This is a genomic window from Vibrio sp. 1F279 (genome assembly GCF_041439815.1).
Classification (GTDB): Bacteria; Pseudomonadota; Gammaproteobacteria; order Enterobacterales; family Vibrionaceae; genus Vibrio; species Vibrio tasmaniensis_A.
In genome coordinates this window covers 65,202-84,042 of record NZ_JBGOOU010000004.1, presented here as the reverse complement: position 1 = coordinate 84,042, position 18,841 = coordinate 65,202, and the positions used below count along the sequence as shown (strand labels likewise).

Below are 18,841 nucleotides of genomic sequence, written 5' to 3'. Positions count from 1 at the left end.
GTTAACTGCCCCCCTTAGCTTAGCCTTATTACACTTTGAGTATGAGCTCCCATTACTTGATTGGTGTCACAACTGAATTTTCATCTAATAGTTCTTGTTGCATATCAAACACCCTAAAACGGAGCCTCGCATTTTCAGCCTCTAGCTGCTTTCGGGCTTCAACGGCATTGTTTCGTTGCACCCTGTATTTATCCTTAAGCTCATTTGCTTTTTTCAACTGATGTTTTAGCCCATCAAGCTCAGACAAAGGGACATCTAGCTCAATATCTAAGCCTGTTGTCATCGCCTTATCACGGTTGAGGTTGTATTCATCGATAACAGGTTTGGCGTAGACCACGAACTCTTTGAACTTATGGACATAACTATTGCCCAGTTGGGCTTCGTTATTGATTCGGTTTAACGTAAGTTTGCCCGTCGCCTTAACATGAAGCGGCTTGCCATCTAATAAGCGCTGAAATGCATTGACCAGTAAACCCTCGGCTTTGCAGGTTGCCTTATACTCAACTTTCATGACCATACCGCCTTAATATCATCATTGAAGCCATCAAATGAGATGCTGTGTTTGACCAATGTAGGTTCAATAGACTGAATCTTCTTTTTTCTGGCGTCTAGAATCAACTCATTGGCATAATCACCCATGTCATTGATTGCCTGGAATGAAGCAATGAGATTGTCCCGTTCTCTTGAAAGCTTTTTGGCCGCCTTATCAGTAATAACCTTATGCTCACAGGGGGCTTCGACAATATCCATCAGAGAACAAAGACGCTCACAGTTACGGTTGGTGCAGTACCCCCCTGTAGGAAGTAGCACAATGGCTTTGTCACCCGACCTCACCAAAGCGAGCAACTCACTTCGGGACATAACTATTTCTTCACCCTGTGCTAGCCGTTCTGCTTTATTCTGAGCGATACGTTCGCCTTCAACGCCACTTAAGGTATTGGATACATTGTAAATCTCATCCCATGCGTCTACAGCAGATGCTTCAATGGCTTCGTCAAATTCACTCATTAACTGAGTATCCATCAACAGTTGGTTCGTACGTGCGAGTTCGGAATAATTCGCATACCAGTTAGACATATTAATATTGCGGTGCTTAAGCTGATATTTTACTGTGAGTGCGTTGCCCAATCGGTTTTTTACCATAAAGACCACAAAACTCCGCCGTAAATCATGTGGACTAAGCTTTGGTAAGCCGCCTCCGACTTTTAAGCTCCCTACACGGTCTGGATTTAAATAATCAAATTCCTCAACATCTTCATCTGTCGCCATAATGTTAAGTTCTTTCATATTCAATGCATCGCATTTACCAGCGCCATCAATCTTAAACATCAACGATTTTTTATTTAGCAACACTTCACTGTCAAAAGACATATCGGAAGATATAAAGGCGCTCTCTAGCTCTTGAGATCTAGCATTATATCGATCCTTTGTCAGTCGCCCATTATGAAAAAAATCATTTAATCGTTGTTGACAATACTTCCTCGCAGCTTGCGTGGCATCAAAAGATAATTCTAGTGCAAGCTTGGCAATCGGCGCTGTATTCCATGTCGTGAAAATCTTTTCTCCCTTATTTCCTTTTGTAGAGAATCCAGAAACTTTAGGTACAGTTGCCAGTGTATCGTCGTAGCTATCCTTATTCATGGAAAGCAGCTCTTCCTTTCTGGCTGCAGAAAATAAACCGACACAGATAAAGCATATCCTCAGCAATTTGCCTAACCATGCTCCTCTTCTATCAAATGAGAACTCAGGAATAACTGTTCTTTCTGGCCACTTCCTAGTTCTGGTAGACATCCTTTTTAAGAATGTTTTCATTTGCCGATCATTTAACGTTTTCACTCCTAGTTTATTTAGTTCAGCATTGAACATTTCATCATGGTATAGATAAAACTTTTCCATAGCATTTGCGATCTGGTGGCGATAGGGATGATAGGTTTCAACAAACTGAACGACAGTTTTTAATATATTGACATGAATGGCCTCCGGTAGTGCGACAGCTTGCCTAGTCCGGGCATCTGAGCGAATCCACCGAGTCCACTCTCGCTTTTGTACATATCGCTTGACAAGATTCGCTCTATTCAATGTATTAATCAGAGAAGCGAGGTGTTGACACACACTTTCACTACCATACCCCTCTAATTTTTTTGAGCACCTTTTCCACTCTCGTTCGTTTGAAAGTAAATCAAAATTCCCCTCACCCAAACGTACAGCAAGAGCATTTAACATGTTCCTATTACTTTTCAATGAACTAACAGCAGCATGTGAACCTGAGCTTGAATTCTTCTTTTGCCACTGCATCAGTAAATAAAGATAAGACTGAATACCTTGACGATACTTCTCATCAATATACGCAAAAGAAAGGGTTTTTGCATTCTGGTTCAGGGCGTGAAAATCCCACACTACATCGAAGACACGTGACACTCCTTCTCCATCAGAGTCAAATGCCACATATGGATTTTCAGCGAATTCTTGGTGAAACTGTATGGGCTTTTCAGACATAAATTACCTCTTAAAGAATTGGCTTGCGCTTGCTCGGTTTTGGTAAAACGGGTGGTAATCGCCATCATCCACTTTTTGCTTTGCTAGAGCGTAGTTTTTCGGTGCTTTTTGTTTCAACCTGAGGAGGACTTTTTTCAACATGCCTTCCACCACGAAATACTCATCCTTAGGTGCAGAATTACTTGCTACCATGTCTTTGAGTTCTTCGATTTGCTCTAAAAATGACAGCATTAACCAGATATCATTCTCTGACGCTACCAATTTATGGCTGTCACAATCAAAGCAAGCAAGAAAGTCGGTGCAACGCCCAGCATCTTTAGAAAAATCAATGCCCAACTGTTTCATTCGTCTTGCTTCTGCAATAAGCTTTTCAGGTGTTGCCCCTGCGCATTTGATGCCACTGGGTGTTGTCATTAATGGATGCTCTTTGCTTTCACGACTGCGCAATGTCTTATAATCATAATCTGACAAAATATCGCAGTGCATCACCTTTGCATCCTCGATAGCTTTACCAATCTCCTCACCCTTTGCAGCAGCGCTTAGCGCACCAAACGTAGCGTTGAGGTTAGTATCATGGTCTGACTGAACACCGCTAGAATAGCGTTTGACGACAACATTCATGGTATTATTTAGCCCCTGTGACACAAGAAAGATATCTTCAGTCACTCGCATCAGTAAATCGGATTTTGTCGCTCTAAACCGACTTGCAGTAACACTCAGCCCAGTCACTTTCTCAAGGTGCCGATTTATATAATTGATATTCGTTCCATGGGTATTGAAAGTCCAAACCTCTCCGGTAGCACTAAAGAAAGGACAAAGCGGCAACTCACTTGAAAACGGGATGCCCAGTGATTGGTACATCAATTTAGATGTTTGAAGCCATCGAATAATCAACTCTTTCGTTCTAAGGCTAAAGCCGCATGCATTATCCAAGCTCTTATATCCAGCCCTGAACTTTTCACCAGCAAAAACAAATCGCCCACTACCAATACTATTAAAAGAAACGTCCTTATGTCTTATATTCGCGAGCACCGATTTATTCATTCCAATAAGCATTGAAAACAAGAAAAACCAGTTGCGTGATGCATGATTATAAAAAACTTGCGTATGAAGCCGCTCATATTTAAGGGGGCTACTATTTATTGTTGCTATCATGGGCTTCATACATACTTTGAATCCAAGTCGATTAGCTGCAATTTTATGATTTGTCCACCCATTTTTTATTGCTCTTTTAGTGAACAAATTATCATCAAAGAAAGGGTGAATATCTAACAACTGATTTTTCTCAATCGATTCCTGAAACGTCAATGCCCCTTTAACCAACACCTTTGATAATGGTTTCAACTCAGTTTCCAATTGGAATGCTTTACTCGCTGAAGAAGGCTTTGCTGAAACCTCTGGCAACTTCTTGAGATCTGACTCTCTATTCCACAGTCTTAATAAAAAAGATAAGCTGGTTTTGATTAGCTCAACTACACTAACCTGATTACCTTGATCACGTAATTTATTGAAGTGCTTAATGCAATCACTCATCACTGCATTGCTGAAAAAGTCACCTTGATAATGAATACTATCAAGGTAACGGAAGTAATTAACGAGCCCAGAAAAATACCCTTGATGAAATTTTTTGTCGGATAGATGTTCTAACTTTAGATGTATATCCCGAATAATATCATCTCTTTTAGCCAACACTTCATCACCAGCTTTAATTTGTTTCAATGTAGGAACGTTAAGGTAGCACAAGCGGTAAGTATAAGATTTAACCCTATTTCCAAAATCTAAAACCATATCTTCAAAGCGAAGTGGGATGATAGGTGCGCTGGTCTTCTTTGTTGTAATTTTGGTACGCTTACGCCCTTGCATCATACTGCCACCTCCAAGTCATCAAAAGCACCAATATAGTCCAGTATGTCCTCGTAGATTTCATCGGCAGAAGGCGTATCCTGTGCAATTTTCAGGTACTCCATGGTCGTCGTTCTATCTTCATGACCTAGCAGTGCTGATACCCTATCCAATGCTTCATCAGGTGTAATTGATGGATTGCCATACTCATCCATTTTATTTAAAAGGTGGCGGAAGATATTCACAGCAAACGTTGAACGTAAATTATGTATGGAGCCTACAATCGGTTTGTCGAGACCTTGGGTTAGATTTGCAGTGCTACGAATTTCCACCCAGCGCCCAGTAAAGTCTTGTAACCGCGTAAACATGGGTTTCCCAGACTGGGTAATAAACAGGTATTCCAGTTGAGGGTTAATGGCATCATCACCCTCAAAGAGATGCGTATTACCAGCCTCAACCTGTTCATTGCACCATGCTTTGAATTTCTTAAGGCGCTTTTGATACCTGTCCGACTGCGAGTAATCGTAAAGCATCTTCATCAGTGCGGCGGGGATAATGGTAACGCGGCTTTTATTCTTCTCTGCAAAGCCCTCAGCCGTCTTGGTGAGTGATTGATATTTGTCACCGACACCCAAATCCATCACAGGCTTTTTGAAAACCTCATTGCCGTCTTGAATCATTGTTTCAGGGTTAACAATCTGTCCCAAATGAAGGCTCGCTGCCTCCTCTCGGCGTAAGCCTGTATAACGGCAAATCATTGGGTGCAGGCAAAACTCAATCGGCAGTGAATGCAGTTTATTATTGTCACCATGGCGAACTACCCTGCGGGCCTTCATCAGTATATTTTGTAGGATATTCCATTCACTATTGGTAAACGGTTTTAAGTCACGGCGAAGGTTGCTGAGGTTTGTGCCACCACTGCGAGATGACTTAGCAAACTTAATCCGCATATCCGTCGTGTGCACCTGCTTACGTTGGTAAGCTTTCATACTGGATGCAGACGCCTTGAAATGGATGTTCACTGTCTCGAACTGGAAGGGAGGGTTATTAAAGCGGATACCTTGGCGAAGACAGTGTTTATAGAAACCAACGACACTGCTCATATATTGCCTAGCCGTTGTTTTAGCCAATACACCATCAATAGCGAGCTGCTTGATTCCATCTCGATATTGGTAGGTTAAACGTTCCTGCTTGTTGCGAGGAAAAGAACTCCATTCTGGACGGGGGTCATCATAGAGAGGGTCAAAGTCACCTTCATCGTATTCAGCATCCCACTCCGCCTGTTTGTCCAATACAAAGCTGAAGTAATGGGCAAGCCCCTGTGCATCTGTACCAAGCTCAAGCACACCATCATCGATTGCTTTCGACAATAAGAACTCATTGACCATGTCTAATGGCTGGTAGCTGATTAGGTTGTCTTTGTCGTCATACCCTGCGATATAGAGTAAGGGGAGTTTCTTTATTGGGAACGTATTGCCATTGGCACGGTAGGTAACCTGAGGTTCGCCATTCACATCAATGGATACCAATGGTTTATCGTAAACGAAGTTAGGGATAGGTGAAATTTCTATCTCTTTTCGTATGACTTTTTTATGATTTTCATCGTTACTTGACATACTAAACCTCATGCTGTGTATACAATCAGCACACACAGCATTCTCAACTTTAAAAGTTAATTATGAGGTTTTAGTCTATCAGGTAAGTTTTGGATGTGGTCTTCCCAATCGACAACATCGATTTCGTATACCACTTTGTTACGAACACTTTCACCTGCAGCATGCATCTCTGATTTAGAACCCGTAATCAATGGGTGCCACTCAGGAATCGGCTTAGATTCAGATAGAAGACGGTAAGCACAAGTATCTGGTAGCCAGTGAAACTCATCGATTTTGTCACGAGTCAGCTTCAAACACTCTTCACCTGAAGTGAATCGGTTCGGGTAATCTTTACACGAACATGTTTTGTCGTTTAACCAGCTACACGCCACATTAGTGTAGTAAACTTCATCGCTATCTTCATCCATTAGTTTATGTAGGCAACACTTACCACAACCGTCACACAGTGATTCCCACTCGTTCTCGGTCATTTGCTCTAGTGTCTTTTCTTGCCAAAATGGAATCGTCATAGGATTACTTCTTACTCTTTTACTGGGGTGCGTGTTATACCGCTAGCCGAATATAAGTTCAAGAATAAAATCAGCTAACGCTCTTTCGCTATGCGGTAGAACTTTCTAAATCCGTGAGTATTTGAATAGCTTCGCTTGTCGTAGCCCCACATACCCAGCTTTCAGCTTTAAAGTCAAAACAGACCTGAGGCCTCTCTTTTTTACCAAATAGTTTACATAGGTTATCAACAGTAAGCTGCTTACAACGCTCACCAGACTTCTTTCCATGAGGATGAAGGGGGAATGAAGATGTAATACTAGGCGCTGTACAGCAAGCACCACAATGAAGACGGCATTCCATAATTGGACCTTAAATAGAATCAAAGGAAAGAAGGTGGGCGATTCTATCCTAAAAATGAAATTAGCCAAGTGAAGTTATTTAATATGTACAAAAAAGCACCTTATAAAAGGTGCTTCCAATTCATCAAAGACAGAATCTACTTTAAAATATCATGTGGCTTTGAAGACAAAAATTGCGGTGTCATTTCTGCTAAAGCCGCTTTATAGCGAGTCGATGACAATAAATCTCTAGCATCTTGCACTGTGAATTTAGCCTTCTGTCCTTGATCAACAATAGGCCCAAGCGCCATAATATGTTGAGCGCTTGCTTTTAGCTTAGGAGAAGTAACAGAAACTGTTTTGTTATTCCCGTCTTTAAATGATGCAATCACTTTCTTTGTATGGCCAGGATCAACTTGGTCACAGTTTGTAATTGGTGGGTGCGTCATAACGCCTGTTGATGATAAAAGTTGAACTACCGGCTTACCTTCTGCTATCGCTTTGATTTGACAATAAGTTGGGCTTTCACCTATCAAATTGTTTGTATTGTTAAACATGTACATAGTCCAGTCACCTGCACCACTACCTTGATCAGCTTTGTCGACATCAACGCGAGTCCAGCTATCTACCGCACCACTAAAGTCTTTTTTGACGACTAAATTTTGTGTGTCCGAAACGGCGTAAACTTTTTTACCTCCAATTTCGTATTGACCCACGTAATCTTGGTTAAACCAATTAAACCAACCTTTCGAATCAATATGCCTTCCACGGTAAGGGCCATCAAACTGGTGAAGGCTTGAAAATTTAGTCTTTGTTATATGGACTGATTGTCCAGAAGAGTCGAGATCTGTGACTTCATCTGTGATAAAAAACGGTTGTTCAGTAAAGCTAATTGATGTGTTCGGAGAAACACCTTTCGATGATGAGATATTGTAATCTCGGTAAGCGATGACATCGTAAGTATCAACATCCGTACTATTGATTTGCGCCTTACCTTTTACTACCTTAACCGCTTCACCAATCCATTTTCCACCATGTTTATTAAAGTAGCCTAAACGAACTGTTTCATCACTAGAGGTTGCATCAACCTTATAAGTTAAGGTTTGAAAATAACCTTGACTGTATGAACGGAAGAATCGCAGTTCATCGCCTTTCTTCGCTAGTGCTAATGCAGCCTTTTCATACTTGTCCGCTGCACACTGTTCTCCGTTCTCCGCACTATATGCCAGAACAGTACCATTGCTATTGATGCGGCAAACATATTGACCAGATAAGGCTTTAGAGTTAATTCGGCTGAGCAAAGCAGTCGCGTCACTACTGCTTACGGAACTGTTTGTCGAGAATTCCCCCAATACAGTATTAAAAGGAACCAGTTGAGCTTGTGAAGCTGCAGGTAATTTAGCTACAGCATAATCTAGGGCTATAAAGTCTACTTTTGCTTTTTGTAAACTTCCTGCCGCATAATTTACCAATTCACGAGCTTGAAAATAACCTTCTAGATTTGGCGACGCATAAACAGAAGTACCAAGAGTGGCAAGGATAATACCTATAGATAATTTCTTCAAAACTTGACTCCTACTACTTCGCTTTAAAATTGCTTGGAGACTCAAATCCTTTACCATCAACGGATAGGAATTTGTAGCCTTTCAATGTTTGAATATCGGCATCACTTACGCCTATGTCCGTATTCAGTTTCTGAGCGCTAGAACCACCACTAGTGGCAGCGCTACCGCCACCGCTGTCACCACCTCCGCATGAAGTGAGTAATAATGTCGTTACTACTAAAATCGCTAACTTTTTCATGAATCGCAGGCTCCAATAAGAATTAATAATATCTTCAACCAGTTTTATTTATTGAACAACACAATAGATCGCACTTTAGTCAGTTTCTGGAGCTTGTCGTTAAACAGTTATGGCATTTCGTTTAAAAATCACTGCAATCTCTGTCGGCTATTTGCTACCCAAAACACTCCCTTTCTGTCGCTTATATGCCCAAGATTTCACAAACTTGCGAAATCTAAACTATCTTGTTGATACTGGTACAGATTAATAAGGATCGTTATGAATAGGTATATTGCAGAAATGTTTGGTACGTTTTGGTTGGTGTTAGGCGGTTGTGGTAGTGCCGTCTTAGCCGCGGCTTTCCCTGATGTGGGAATTGGTCTACTCGGAGTTTCCCTCGCTTTTGGTTTAACCGTTCTCACCATGGCTTTTGCTATTGGCCATATATCCGGCTGTCATCTCAACCCTGCTGTTACTATTGGACTGTGGAGCGGTGGTCGCTTTGATGCCAAAGATGTCGCACCTTATATTATTGCCCAAGTGATTGGCGGTATTATCGCAGGTGGCGTGTTATTTGTGATTGCTTCAGGCCAAGCTGGCTTTGATGCAGCTGCCTCTGGCTTTGCTTCCAATGGTTATGGTGAACACTCACCGGGCGGTTACTCACTTACCGCTGCACTCGTTTGTGAAGTGGTCATGACCATGGTGTTCCTATTCGTGATCATGGGCGCGACAGATTCGAAAGCACCTGCTGGATTTGCTCCTATCGCAATTGGTCTCTGTTTAACCTTAATCCACCTTATCAGTATCCCTGTAACGAACACCTCTGTTAACCCCGCTCGAAGTACCGGCGTGGCTGTATTTGTTGGTGATTGGGCTGTTTCTCAGTTATGGCTATTCTGGATTGCACCGATTATTGGTGCCGTGATTGGCGCAATGATATACAAAGCGGTGAGAGGTTCAGATTAAGCTCAGAGAAGTGTTTTGGAATAGAAACCTTTGAGAACCATAAAAGAAAAAGCCGCTTGGTGATGGTTCACCAAGCGGCTTTTTTAGATTTTATGACGACCGAGTAACGAGTGTGAAAGCGTGGTGCCATCCACCAGCTCGAGCTCACCACCAACAGGAACACCATGGGCGATACGGCTAGCGTTCACTTCATGGGCATTACATAGCTCAGCAATGTAATGTGCTGTCGCCTCCCCTTCTACTGTCGGGTTAGTCGCTAAAATAACTTCAGTGATATCACCACGACGTAAGCGGTAATCCAAGACATCGAGACCGATGTCACTTGGACCAATACCATCAAGTGGTGAAAGATGCCCCATAAGCACAAAGTAACGACCGGAATATTGACCCGTTGCTTCAATGGCTGCGATGTCTGCAGGGCTCTCTACTACACAAATTTGACCGTTATCCTGACGTTTAGGATTGGTACAAATGTGGCAGGTCTCTTCTTCGGTAAAAGTACGGCACTCATTACAATGACCAATTTCTGTCATTGCTTGGCTAAGAGCTTCAGCCAACTGCAGGCCGCCTTTTCTATCGCGCTGTAACAAATGAAAGGCCATACGCTGCGCCGACTTGGGGCCAACCCCAGGTAGACAACGTAAGGCCTCCATCAAATGCTCCAGCATATGACTGGTACGCATATATAACCGTTCTGATTTTCAAGTAATGGCCAGTTCAACACAAGCTAGTACGAGAATTAACCTTTAAGAATGAGTTACTTAGAAAGGCATCTTCATACCTGGTGGAAGTTGCATTCCGCCAGTTACGCCAGCCATTTTCTCTTTTTGAGTTTCTTCAACGCGACGAGCCGCATCGTTGAAAGCAGCAGCGATAAGATCTTCAAGCATCTCTTTATCGTCTTCCATTAGGCTTTCATCGATATCAACACGGCGAACGCTGTGGCTACCAGTGATCGTTACTTTTACAAGGCCAGCACCTGACTCACCTGTAACTTCCATATTTGCGATTTCTTCTTGAAGCTTTTGCATGCGCTCTTGCATTTGCTGGGCTTGCTTCATCATGTTGCCCATACCGCCTTTACCAAACATGTTAATACTCTCTGGTCTAATTGGTTTATTAAAATTAATTAAGCTATACGTGCTTAAATGGGGGTTAAAACAGTGTGATTCAACCCCTCGGTGTTCAGTTCTCAGATTTGCTTATCTGGGATGATACGCCGGTCACTAAACGTGAAAAAGTTCTAGATAGGACGAACGCTGTCTCTGTCGAGTTCTGCAGCAAAACGTCTTTCAATAAACTGTACGTTGGCATCGTTTTCCAAAGCGGTAAACGCGTCTTTCAACTTACCTTGATACAATCTTTCTCGTAGTTCTAGTGGCGTTTCTCCACCATCGCCGATTTCAACACTCAAATGACACTCTTCTCCCAACACGGTATTGAGCGACTGTAATAGTTCGCTCTGTGCGCGATCCGTATTCAAGTGAGCTTGGCTCGCTCTTAACGTTAAAGTGATTGATGTGTCGTTTTTAGCAAACACTGAGTTCAATGCTAACTGTTCAACAAGCTTGGCTGTCTCTAGCTTTTGAATCGTGGCAGACCATTCATCTTGAGCAATCGACTCTTGAAGCAATTTATCGACCATTTCTGGTGTCTTAATATGCTCTAACGCACGCTTGATCTGAGTAGGTGTAAGCTCTTTGCTCACCTCTTTCACTACAGGTTTAGACGGTTTCCAGCGATAAGGTTCATTATCATTGGTTACCTTTTCAGTAGAAGAGGCTGATAAAGAAGCTGGCGACACCCGCTCAGAACCACCGTGTTGCTGAGCAACTCGGTCAAGAACTGAAGTTTTAGCTGGTGTCGCTTTAGCCTTTTTTGGCGTTGAGCCTTTGTTATCTGTTGCCGCGCTGCCTCTGCGTTGAGAGCGCAATTGGTGGCGTAAACCACTCACCGGTGAAGTTGCACGCGCGGGTTGCTCTTGCGAAACAGGAGGAGCAGAAGGCGCAGCGCTTAGCTGTTGAACCGGACTCTGGCTCTGATAATTCGTTTGTTGCTGCTGAGGCTGATCTGCACCGTAACTTGGACGCTCATCATAAGCAGGTGGTACATCATACTGGCTGTGCGGGTAATCCTGTTCTGGATAACCTTGGTTGCCTGAGTGATCAACGTAACCTTGCGAATCTGAATATTGGCTCTGATTCTGCTGCGGTTGCTGTTGTGCCGACTGTTGCGGTTTAGCTTGCTGCTGAGGCGCCTGTTGTTGCACTTGAGGCTGTGAAACCGCAGGAGCCTGAACTGGCTGTCTCGGCTCTGGCACAGGTTGACTCATTGGCTCAGCAACACTCTGAACCTGGTTCTGAACCGGATTCTGAGCTGCAGGAGCTGGCGCTGGGCTTGTCGACTGAGTCGAGATTGCCGTAGCAACAGTTTGCTCAGCAGGCCTAAATGCCAACATACGCAGAACCACCATCTCAATACCAACACGAGCGGTTGGCGATAATGGTAAGTCTTGACGACCTTTTAGCACTATCTGGTAGTAGAGTTGGATGTCTTGAGGGCTTAACGTTTTGCTCAGCAGTTCCAGCCTTTCAGCATCAGGCTGGGCCTTGTCTAAAGTAGACGGCAAAGCTTGATACATCGCCAAACGGTGTAATTGAGTCGCAAGTTGACTCAGCAATCCATCCCACTCAACGCCATTTTCAGCAAGAGCTTGAATACAAGCCATCGCCTGCTGAGGCTGTTTACTGCTAATCGCTTCAAGTAGGTGAATCGCTTGGTCTGTATCCAGCGTTCCAAGCATATGAGCAACAGTGTCTGTTACGACATTACCGTTACCCAATGCGATAGCTTGGTCACTCAGGCTTAGCGCATCACGCATACTGCCATCAGCAGCATGAGCAATCATCCCAAGCGCACGAGGTTCAGATGTCACATTTTCTTGTTCAAGAATATGATCGAGCTGCTCGTGGATATTATCGACACTGATCGGCTTAAGATGGAACTGCAAACAACGTGAAAGAATCGTAACCGGAAGCTTTTGTGGATCAGTCGTTGCGAGCAAGAACTTCACATACTCAGGCGGCTCTTCTAAGGTCTTTAGAAGCGCGTTAAAACTGTGCCTAGACAGCATGTGTACTTCATCGATTAGGTAAACCTTGAAGCGACCACGTGCAGGCTTGTACTGAACATTGTCCAGAAGCTCGCGGGTATCTTCTACCTTAGTACGTGAGGCAGCATCGATCTCGAGCAGGTCAACAAAACGACCTTCATCGATCTCTTTACAGGTTGCACACTCACCACAAGGGGTTGAAGTAATGCCTGTTTCACAGTTGAGTCCCTTCGCAAACAAACGGCCGATGGTCGTTTTACCGACACCTCGTGTACCGCTGAATAGGTAAGCGTGATGCAACCTATTTTGGCTAAGGGCATTCTCTAATGCTGTTAAAACATGGGCTTGACCAACCACTTCTTTGAATTTGGTTGGTCGCCATTTTCGCGCTAACGCAAGATAGCTCATGAATAATTCCGAAAAGGATTAGTGACCGTCGAATTCGCAGATGCTAAACACTTCTAGACCTAAGCCTTGTAAGCGCTTATCACCACCGATTTCTGGAAGGTTAATAACAAATGCAGCGTGTTCAACCACACCACCAAGCTGACGAATCAGCTTCGTTGTCGCTTCAATCGTACCGCCTGTTGCTAACAAGTCATCAACCATCAGCACTTTATCGCCTTCAACGATAGCATCGGTATGAATTTCTAGCGTATCAGTGCCGTACTCAAGCTCATAAGATTGTGCCACAGTTTGACGAGGCAACTTGCCCGGTTTACGAACAGGAATGAAGCCAACACCTAGCTCTAGTGCCAAAGGCGCACCAAATAAGAAACCACGAGCTTCAGTACCAACGATCTTAGTAAAGCCCATGCCCTTGTATGTGTCCACCAACAGATCGATTGTCGCTTTGTAAGCGGCAGGATCTTCCATCAAGCTTGTTACGTCACGGAACAAAATACCCGCTTTAGGGTAATCAGGAATGCTTTTGATGCTTGCTTTGATCAGAGAGATTTTTTCTGTGTTCATAATCTTATGCACTTCATTAGGCCGCTTTCCAAACTCTCGTTAACGAATCAAACATCAACGCTCGGAATTAAGGAAAGGTACGATTGGTATTCATTGCAACGAGAGTCATAACTCAAATTGCTGAAATAATAAACGCCCGCTATACAAGCAGGCACACTGGCTTAATGGTAGTGATTTTCTTTGCTGTCAGCAACCAACTCATGGGTTGGAAGTCGCATAAACCATGTGAGAAGAATAACAAGTACACAAATTAGGAAAGCCTTGACCCAAATGATCGGGGCAAAGTAGATCGATAACGCAAAACTTAACAAGATAAAGAACACGCCACGCGTTTTTACTTGCTTGGTAACGGCACCATGTTGATACCAATTGTTCAACAAGGGACCCAGCGTTTTATGCTCATGCATCCATTTGTGAACTTTGGGGTTGCTTCGCATGAAACATGCACTGGCAAGAAGGAGGAAAGGCGTGGTTGGCAGTACGGGTAAAGCTATCCCTAAAACTGCGAGAAATATGCAAAGGCCACCAGCAATATTGAGGCTTAAAACTCGAACGCTAATTGTGGCCTCCTTGAGTTAGCTATCACCAATCGGCGACGATAACTTAACTAGAATGTTGCGTAACCATTGAATACACGGATCAACGTAAGTGTTGCTGGTAATAATGGAATCACTAAAAATGCGGCTAAAAATCCTAAAAAGTAGAATACATTAAACGGGTCTTGAAAGTCTTTGTTATCTGCCATGATTGCTTCTTGTTTTTGTTAGTAAAGGTAAGTATCTGGCGAACCAAACCCGCTTTGCTAAATCGACATTTAACAAAAAAGGCATGGCCACACCATTTGCGCAACTATACCTTAATCAATTATTCACAAAAACCGAGGAAATATAGGGTTAATCGGTGGACCCTTGGTGTATGTCTAAACTAAAACTGGCCGACCCAAGCAGGCTCAATGATAACTGGCAGCCTTGTTCAATCGGAAGATCCCGTGTAATGAAGTTCTTCTTACAGTTCTCACCCAAGCGCTCGCCCGCCGCAATATGTTGATTCAATTCGCCATTCGACCATTGTCCATCTAAACCCGCAGGTAAAATAGAGATAGTTCCCACAGCAAGGTCAGCAACACCAAACAAAGCATTCACAGGGGTTGAACATTTAGAGCAACGAATCCCCTTCTCCAAAATTTCCGCAATATCTTTGAGATCAACGTTAAAATCTTTTCTATTTCTGATGTAATCGTGGAATAACGCTCTCACCAACAATGTGGCCGCTGAGCCGCCGTTATCAGAAGACGACGAATCGACGAGGTAGAAAGCAAACTGCCCGTTCATCATCCACGCATAGTCGAACACAAGTGGCATCATCTCTGTTGATTGTAGTAGGCGGTAACTGCAACGCCATGAGCCTTGTCGTGTGTCTTTGTCAGGAAGCAGCGCGTGCAATAAGTCTCTTGCCGCACTAGGGTTATCTTGCAAGTGATTTAGGTGCCAATGCAGCTCTTGGTCTTCAGGGATCTCTCCGCCGTCATCAACGCAAAACCATTGGCTTGAAAAATCTCGTTGGTCTGAAATGTTATCGAACGAATCTGTTAATGTATTCGCAATCGCACTGCCTAAATGACCGTGATCCTCCAGAGGTTTGACTAAAAAGTCTTTGATACCAAATCGTAATGCTTTCGCCACATCAGACATATCATCGGTGCCAGACACAACGATCATAGGCAGTGACGGATACTCTAAACTGAGCTCTTCTACAAGCTCAATGCCATCCAGAATAGGCATTGATAAGTCACACACAATTAAATCTGGCGCCGAGTCTCTAAGCTTTTGCAGAGCGTCCAGCCCATTTTCAGCCTCAACCACTTTATAACCAATCTTGTCTAAATACGCGCTGGTTATCCGGCGAAAAATAGGATCATCATCAACCAACATAACGCATTTTTGATTGAGAACTTCCTGAGCCGAGGTCATAACTGGCTGACTGTGAGTTTTGTACATAATCTCTAACCTCACAAAACTAAGTCGAATTATTATTGTTATCTGTTCCAAGAACTAATATAAAACTTAGTAACAAATTGCTAAATACACAAATACGTACTCTTTACTGGAAATTCGTGACAAGGGTTGGAATACTGGTAAATAGTGCAACGAATTGACGTAACGCAAACATTGATCTCACTATTACGTATAAATTAGATGAGATTGTAAACAAATGTGTCTGGATTTATGAAATTAGATGATTTAAACCTCTTTCGACTTGTCGTTGAAAATGGGAGCTACACCGCAACATCACGCAAGACTATGATTCCGGTTGCGACCATTACACGACGCATCCAAGCCTTAGAAGATTCACTAAACCTAAGACTTCTCAATAGACACGCGCGTAAACTCTCTTTAACAGAGGCAGGCGAACGTTTCTTCAACGAATGCTCTCCATTACTGCAACGTCTATCTTCTACTGCAGAAGAACTGACTGACGTTTGTAAAGGAGCTTCCGGTAAGATTCGCATTACGGCACCCTCAAACCTGACCAAGCGCATGATGATGCCGATGTTCAGTGAATTCATGACTCAATATCCTGATATTAATATTGAGCTGATGATGAACAACCAAGCCGATCAGCTTGATCCAACCGAGTGGGACGTGATTTTCAGAGTAGGTCCACAACGTGATTCAAGTCTAATCGCTCGAAAAATCAGTGAAGTAAAAGATATTCTTATCGCAAGTCCTGACTACTTAGCGAAGAACCCGGCACCAAGTCATGCAGAAGAGCTCGCGAATCATTCGCTACTTAAAGGCTATCCGCTGATTAAGTGGCAGCTGAGTAATTCGAATGAAGAGACGGTGGTGAATAGCGAGAAAGGCCGTTTCAACGCGAATGCGCTCAATGTCGTGAGACAAGCATGTTCAGAAGGCCTCGGTATCACCCTAATGCCCGACGTTATGATCCGCGAATACATTGAAGATGGCAGCTTAGTGCAAGTCTTAGAGGACTGGAGCGCTAACCCTCGTGATATCTACATGCTTTACAACCACAAAGACCACCTGCCAGAGAAGGTTAGATTGTTTATCGATTTTGTGATCGCATACCACATTCACTAAGATTCAATCCCCTTCCCCGCAAACAAAAAAACCAGAGTCGATGCTCTGGTTTTTTATTACTCATGTTTATGAGTACGCTAAGCGCCTTCGTTATGTAGCTCTAGATTAGCGAGATCTTGTTGGATCTCACGCTCAACCTTTGAATCGTCATTACGTAGAGAATCTAGGAAATCTAGGTACGCTTGGTCGATATCGCCCGTTACATACTCACCGTTGAATACAGAAGTATCAAAACGAGAGATGTCTTGATTACCCATACCTACAGCTGAGATTAAGTCTGGTAGCGTTTGGAAGATCAAAGCGTCTGCGCCAATCTGCTTACAAATCGTCTCGTTATCACGGCCATGAGCAATGAGTTCCGTCGCGCTTGGCATATCGATGCCGTAAACATTCGGGAAACGAACCTCCGGAGCGGCAGAAACCATGAAGACTTTGTTTGCACCAGAATCACGAGCCATCTCAATGATCTGCTCTGATGTTGTACCACGAACAATCGAGTCATCAACCAATAGAACGTTCTTACCTTTAAACTCAGAACGAATCGCGTTGAGTTTACGGCGAACCGACTTCTTACGTTGCTGCTGACCAGGCATGATAAACGTGCGGCCAACGTAACGGTTTTTCACGAAACCTTGACGATATGGCTTATCAATCGCTTGAGCAATTCGTAGAGCAATATCATTTGATGTTTCAGGAATTGGAATAACCACGTCAATGTCTAGGTCTGCGTACTCTTCTTTAATACGCTTGCCTAACATCTCACCCATCTCAACGCGTGCGCTGTAAACCGAAATTTTATCGATGAATGAATCAGGACGAGCAAAATAAACAAACTCAAAAATACATGGGTTTAGTTGTGGGTTGTCTGCGCATTGTTTAGTGAAAAGCTCACCATCGAATGTTGCATAGATAGCTTCACCAGGAGCAACATCGCGCATAAAATCAAAACCAACAGCGTCTAACGCTACTGACTCAGACGCAACCATGTACTCTGTTTTACCGTTAATTTCACGCTTACCAAGACACAGTGGACGAATACCATGTGGGTCACGGAATGCGATCATGCCGTGGCCGATGATCATCGCTGTCACTGCGTAAGCACCACGAATAGTGCGGTGCACGTTTGCAACTGCGCGGAAAACGTCGTCTGAAGTCACGTTACCTTTTACGGTATCGATCTCATGAGCCAATACGTTTAGTAGAACTTCAGAGTCAGAGGTTGTGTTGACATGACGGCGGTCTTTTTCGAACAACTTCTCACGAACTTCACTTGCATTCGTTAGGTTACCGTTGTGCGCCAGCGTGATGCCAAATGGAGAGTTTACGTAGAAAGGTTGAGCTTCAGAAGCACTCGAACTTCCCGCTGTAGGATAACGAACATGACCAATACCCACGTTGCCTTGGAGGCGTTGCATGTGTTTTGCTTCAAAAACATCTTTAACTAAACCGTTCGCCTTACGCAGACGGAAACGATTGCTTTCTATGGTACAAATACCAGCGGCATCTTGGCCACGATGCTGCAATACCGTTAAAGCGTCATAAATAGACTGGTTTACAGGTGTTGAACCCACGATTCCAACAATACCACACATGTCCTAATCCTCGATTTTCGACATTAACTGGCGCTAGAGCGCGCCAGATAAGAAACTAGATGTTGCTTGTAAATGCTCGAAGAACGGCGCAATGATTCGGCTAAACTCCGGAACCAATTGCGAATTCTTCCACCACTCAGAACTTGGGAATGCAGTAAACGCATCCATGAAAAACAACACTGCAGAAACAATCAAAACACCACGTAAGCCACCAAAGACGACACCGAGGATTCTGTCTGTACCCGACAGGCCTGTTTTCTGAACTAGCTGCCCGATGACATAGTTAACTAAGGCACCAACAACTAACGTTGCAACAAACAATGCTGCTATCGCAGTTCCGTTTCGAAACATCTCATCTTCAATATTGGTGAAGTACATTGCTAATTTAGCGTAGTACTGGCTAGCAATAAAAAATGCTCCAAACCAAATAACAAGTGACAACGCTTCTTTAGCGAAACCGCGAACTAAACTGATCACGGCAGAGAAGCCGATCACGCCTAAAATGACAAAATCTAACCAATTCATGAATTCT

19 protein-coding genes are annotated in these 18,841 nt (G+C 43.5%); 2 read left to right on the top strand and 17 right to left on the bottom strand.

Features of this window, described 5'->3' with window-relative positions:
* Positions 1–52: 52 nt before the first annotated feature.
* The 8 genes from ACED60_RS04835 to ACED60_RS04800 all read right to left on the bottom strand — a co-directional run bounded on the left by ACED60_RS04835 (position 53) and on the right by ACED60_RS04800 (position 8,584).
* On the bottom strand, positions 53–511 hold the full coding sequence (locus ACED60_RS04835) for a hypothetical protein (RefSeq protein ID WP_371727044.1): 459 nt from the start codon (positions 509–511) through the stop codon (positions 53–55).
* Positions 508–2,496: a hypothetical protein gene (locus tag ACED60_RS04830; protein WP_371727043.1), complete on the bottom strand. Its 1,989-nt coding sequence runs from the start codon at positions 2,494–2,496 to the stop codon at positions 508–510. The genes ACED60_RS04835 and ACED60_RS04830 overlap by 4 nt, the downstream gene beginning before the upstream one ends.
* A 3-nt stretch (positions 2,497–2,499) precedes the next feature.
* A complete protein-coding gene (locus ACED60_RS04825) occupies positions 2,500–4,362 on the bottom strand; it encodes a hypothetical protein (protein ID WP_371727042.1) in 1,863 nt (620 codons plus the stop codon).
* Positions 4,359–5,954: a site-specific integrase gene (locus ACED60_RS04820; RefSeq protein WP_371727041.1), complete on the bottom strand. Its 1,596-nt coding sequence runs from the start codon at positions 5,952–5,954 to the stop codon at positions 4,359–4,361. Before ACED60_RS04820 ends, ACED60_RS04825 begins: the two co-directional genes overlap by 4 nt.
* 56 nt (positions 5,955–6,010) lie before the next feature.
* Positions 6,011–6,463, bottom strand: a complete 453-nt coding sequence (locus ACED60_RS04815) for a YcgN family cysteine cluster protein (protein ID WP_371727040.1) — start codon at positions 6,461–6,463, stop codon at positions 6,011–6,013.
* 88 nt (positions 6,464–6,551) lie between these two features.
* Positions 6,552–6,803 (bottom strand): hypothetical protein, encoded by a 252-nt coding sequence (locus ACED60_RS04810; protein ID WP_009848668.1) that lies wholly within the window; start codon positions 6,801–6,803, stop codon positions 6,552–6,554.
* A gap of 136 nt (positions 6,804–6,939) precedes the next feature.
* The gene (locus ACED60_RS04805) at positions 6,940–8,346 is read right to left on the bottom strand and encodes a porin (RefSeq protein ID WP_371727039.1); all 1,407 of its coding nucleotides are present in this window, start codon (positions 8,344–8,346) and stop codon (positions 6,940–6,942) included.
* Positions 8,347–8,359: 13 nt separating this feature from the next.
* Positions 8,360–8,584: a hypothetical protein gene (locus ACED60_RS04800; protein ID WP_371727038.1), complete on the bottom strand. Its 225-nt coding sequence runs from the start codon at positions 8,582–8,584 to the stop codon at positions 8,360–8,362.
* Positions 8,585–8,842: 258 nt separating this feature from the next.
* Between ACED60_RS04800 and aqpZ the strand changes: the two genes are divergently transcribed.
* Complete coding sequence (gene aqpZ, locus ACED60_RS04795) at positions 8,843–9,532, top strand: aquaporin Z (RefSeq protein WP_017099207.1); 690 nt, start codon at positions 8,843–8,845, stop codon at positions 9,530–9,532.
* 83 nt (positions 9,533–9,615) lie between these two features.
* Here aqpZ and recR read toward each other — a convergent pair whose 3' ends face one another.
* The 7 genes from recR to ACED60_RS04760 form a co-directional block, all read right to left on the bottom strand.
* Positions 9,616–10,215 carry a recombination mediator RecR gene (recR, locus tag ACED60_RS04790; protein WP_004734155.1) on the bottom strand — a complete coding sequence of 200 codons (600 nt, stop codon included), beginning with the start codon at positions 10,213–10,215 and terminating at the stop codon, positions 9,616–9,618.
* Between the two features lie 78 nt (positions 10,216–10,293).
* Positions 10,294–10,623: a YbaB/EbfC family nucleoid-associated protein gene (locus tag ACED60_RS04785; RefSeq protein WP_009848672.1), complete on the bottom strand. Its 330-nt coding sequence runs from the start codon at positions 10,621–10,623 to the stop codon at positions 10,294–10,296.
* A 152-nt stretch (positions 10,624–10,775) separates the two neighbouring features.
* Complete coding sequence (gene dnaX / locus ACED60_RS04780) at positions 10,776–13,052, bottom strand: DNA polymerase III subunit gamma/tau (RefSeq protein ID WP_371727037.1); 2,277 nt, start codon at positions 13,050–13,052, stop codon at positions 10,776–10,778.
* 18 nt (positions 13,053–13,070) lie between these two features.
* Positions 13,071–13,616: an adenine phosphoribosyltransferase gene (gene apt / locus ACED60_RS04775; protein ID WP_004734171.1), complete on the bottom strand. Its 546-nt coding sequence runs from the start codon at positions 13,614–13,616 to the stop codon at positions 13,071–13,073.
* Positions 13,617–13,777: 161 nt separating this feature from the next.
* Complete coding sequence (locus ACED60_RS04770) at positions 13,778–14,149, bottom strand: YbaN family protein (RefSeq protein ID WP_029223120.1); 372 nt, start codon at positions 14,147–14,149, stop codon at positions 13,778–13,780.
* Between the two features lie 74 nt (positions 14,150–14,223).
* Entirely contained in the window at positions 14,224–14,361 is a 138-nt protein-coding gene (locus ACED60_RS04765; RefSeq protein ID WP_017099204.1) for a hypothetical protein, read from the bottom strand.
* A 148-nt stretch (positions 14,362–14,509) separates the two neighbouring features.
* The gene (locus ACED60_RS04760; RefSeq protein WP_017099203.1) at positions 14,510–15,613 is read right to left on the bottom strand and encodes a response regulator; all 1,104 of its coding nucleotides are present in this window, start codon (positions 15,611–15,613) and stop codon (positions 14,510–14,512) included.
* 228 nt (positions 15,614–15,841) lie between these two features.
* Between ACED60_RS04760 and ACED60_RS04755 the strand changes: the two genes are divergently transcribed.
* Positions 15,842–16,717, top strand: coding sequence for a LysR family transcriptional regulator (locus ACED60_RS04755; RefSeq protein ID WP_004734167.1), 876 nt, complete (start codon positions 15,842–15,844; stop codon positions 16,715–16,717).
* A gap of 77 nt (positions 16,718–16,794) precedes the next feature.
* Here the strand turns inward: ACED60_RS04755 and purF are convergent, their stop codons facing one another.
* Positions 16,795–18,309 (bottom strand): amidophosphoribosyltransferase, encoded by a 1,515-nt coding sequence (gene purF / locus ACED60_RS04750; protein WP_012603488.1) that lies wholly within the window; start codon positions 18,307–18,309, stop codon positions 16,795–16,797.
* A 33-nt stretch (positions 18,310–18,342) separates the two neighbouring features.
* A complete protein-coding gene (locus tag ACED60_RS04745; protein ID WP_009848678.1) occupies positions 18,343–18,834 on the bottom strand; it encodes a CvpA family protein in 492 nt (163 codons plus the stop codon).
* Positions 18,835–18,841 lie beyond the last annotated feature (7 nt).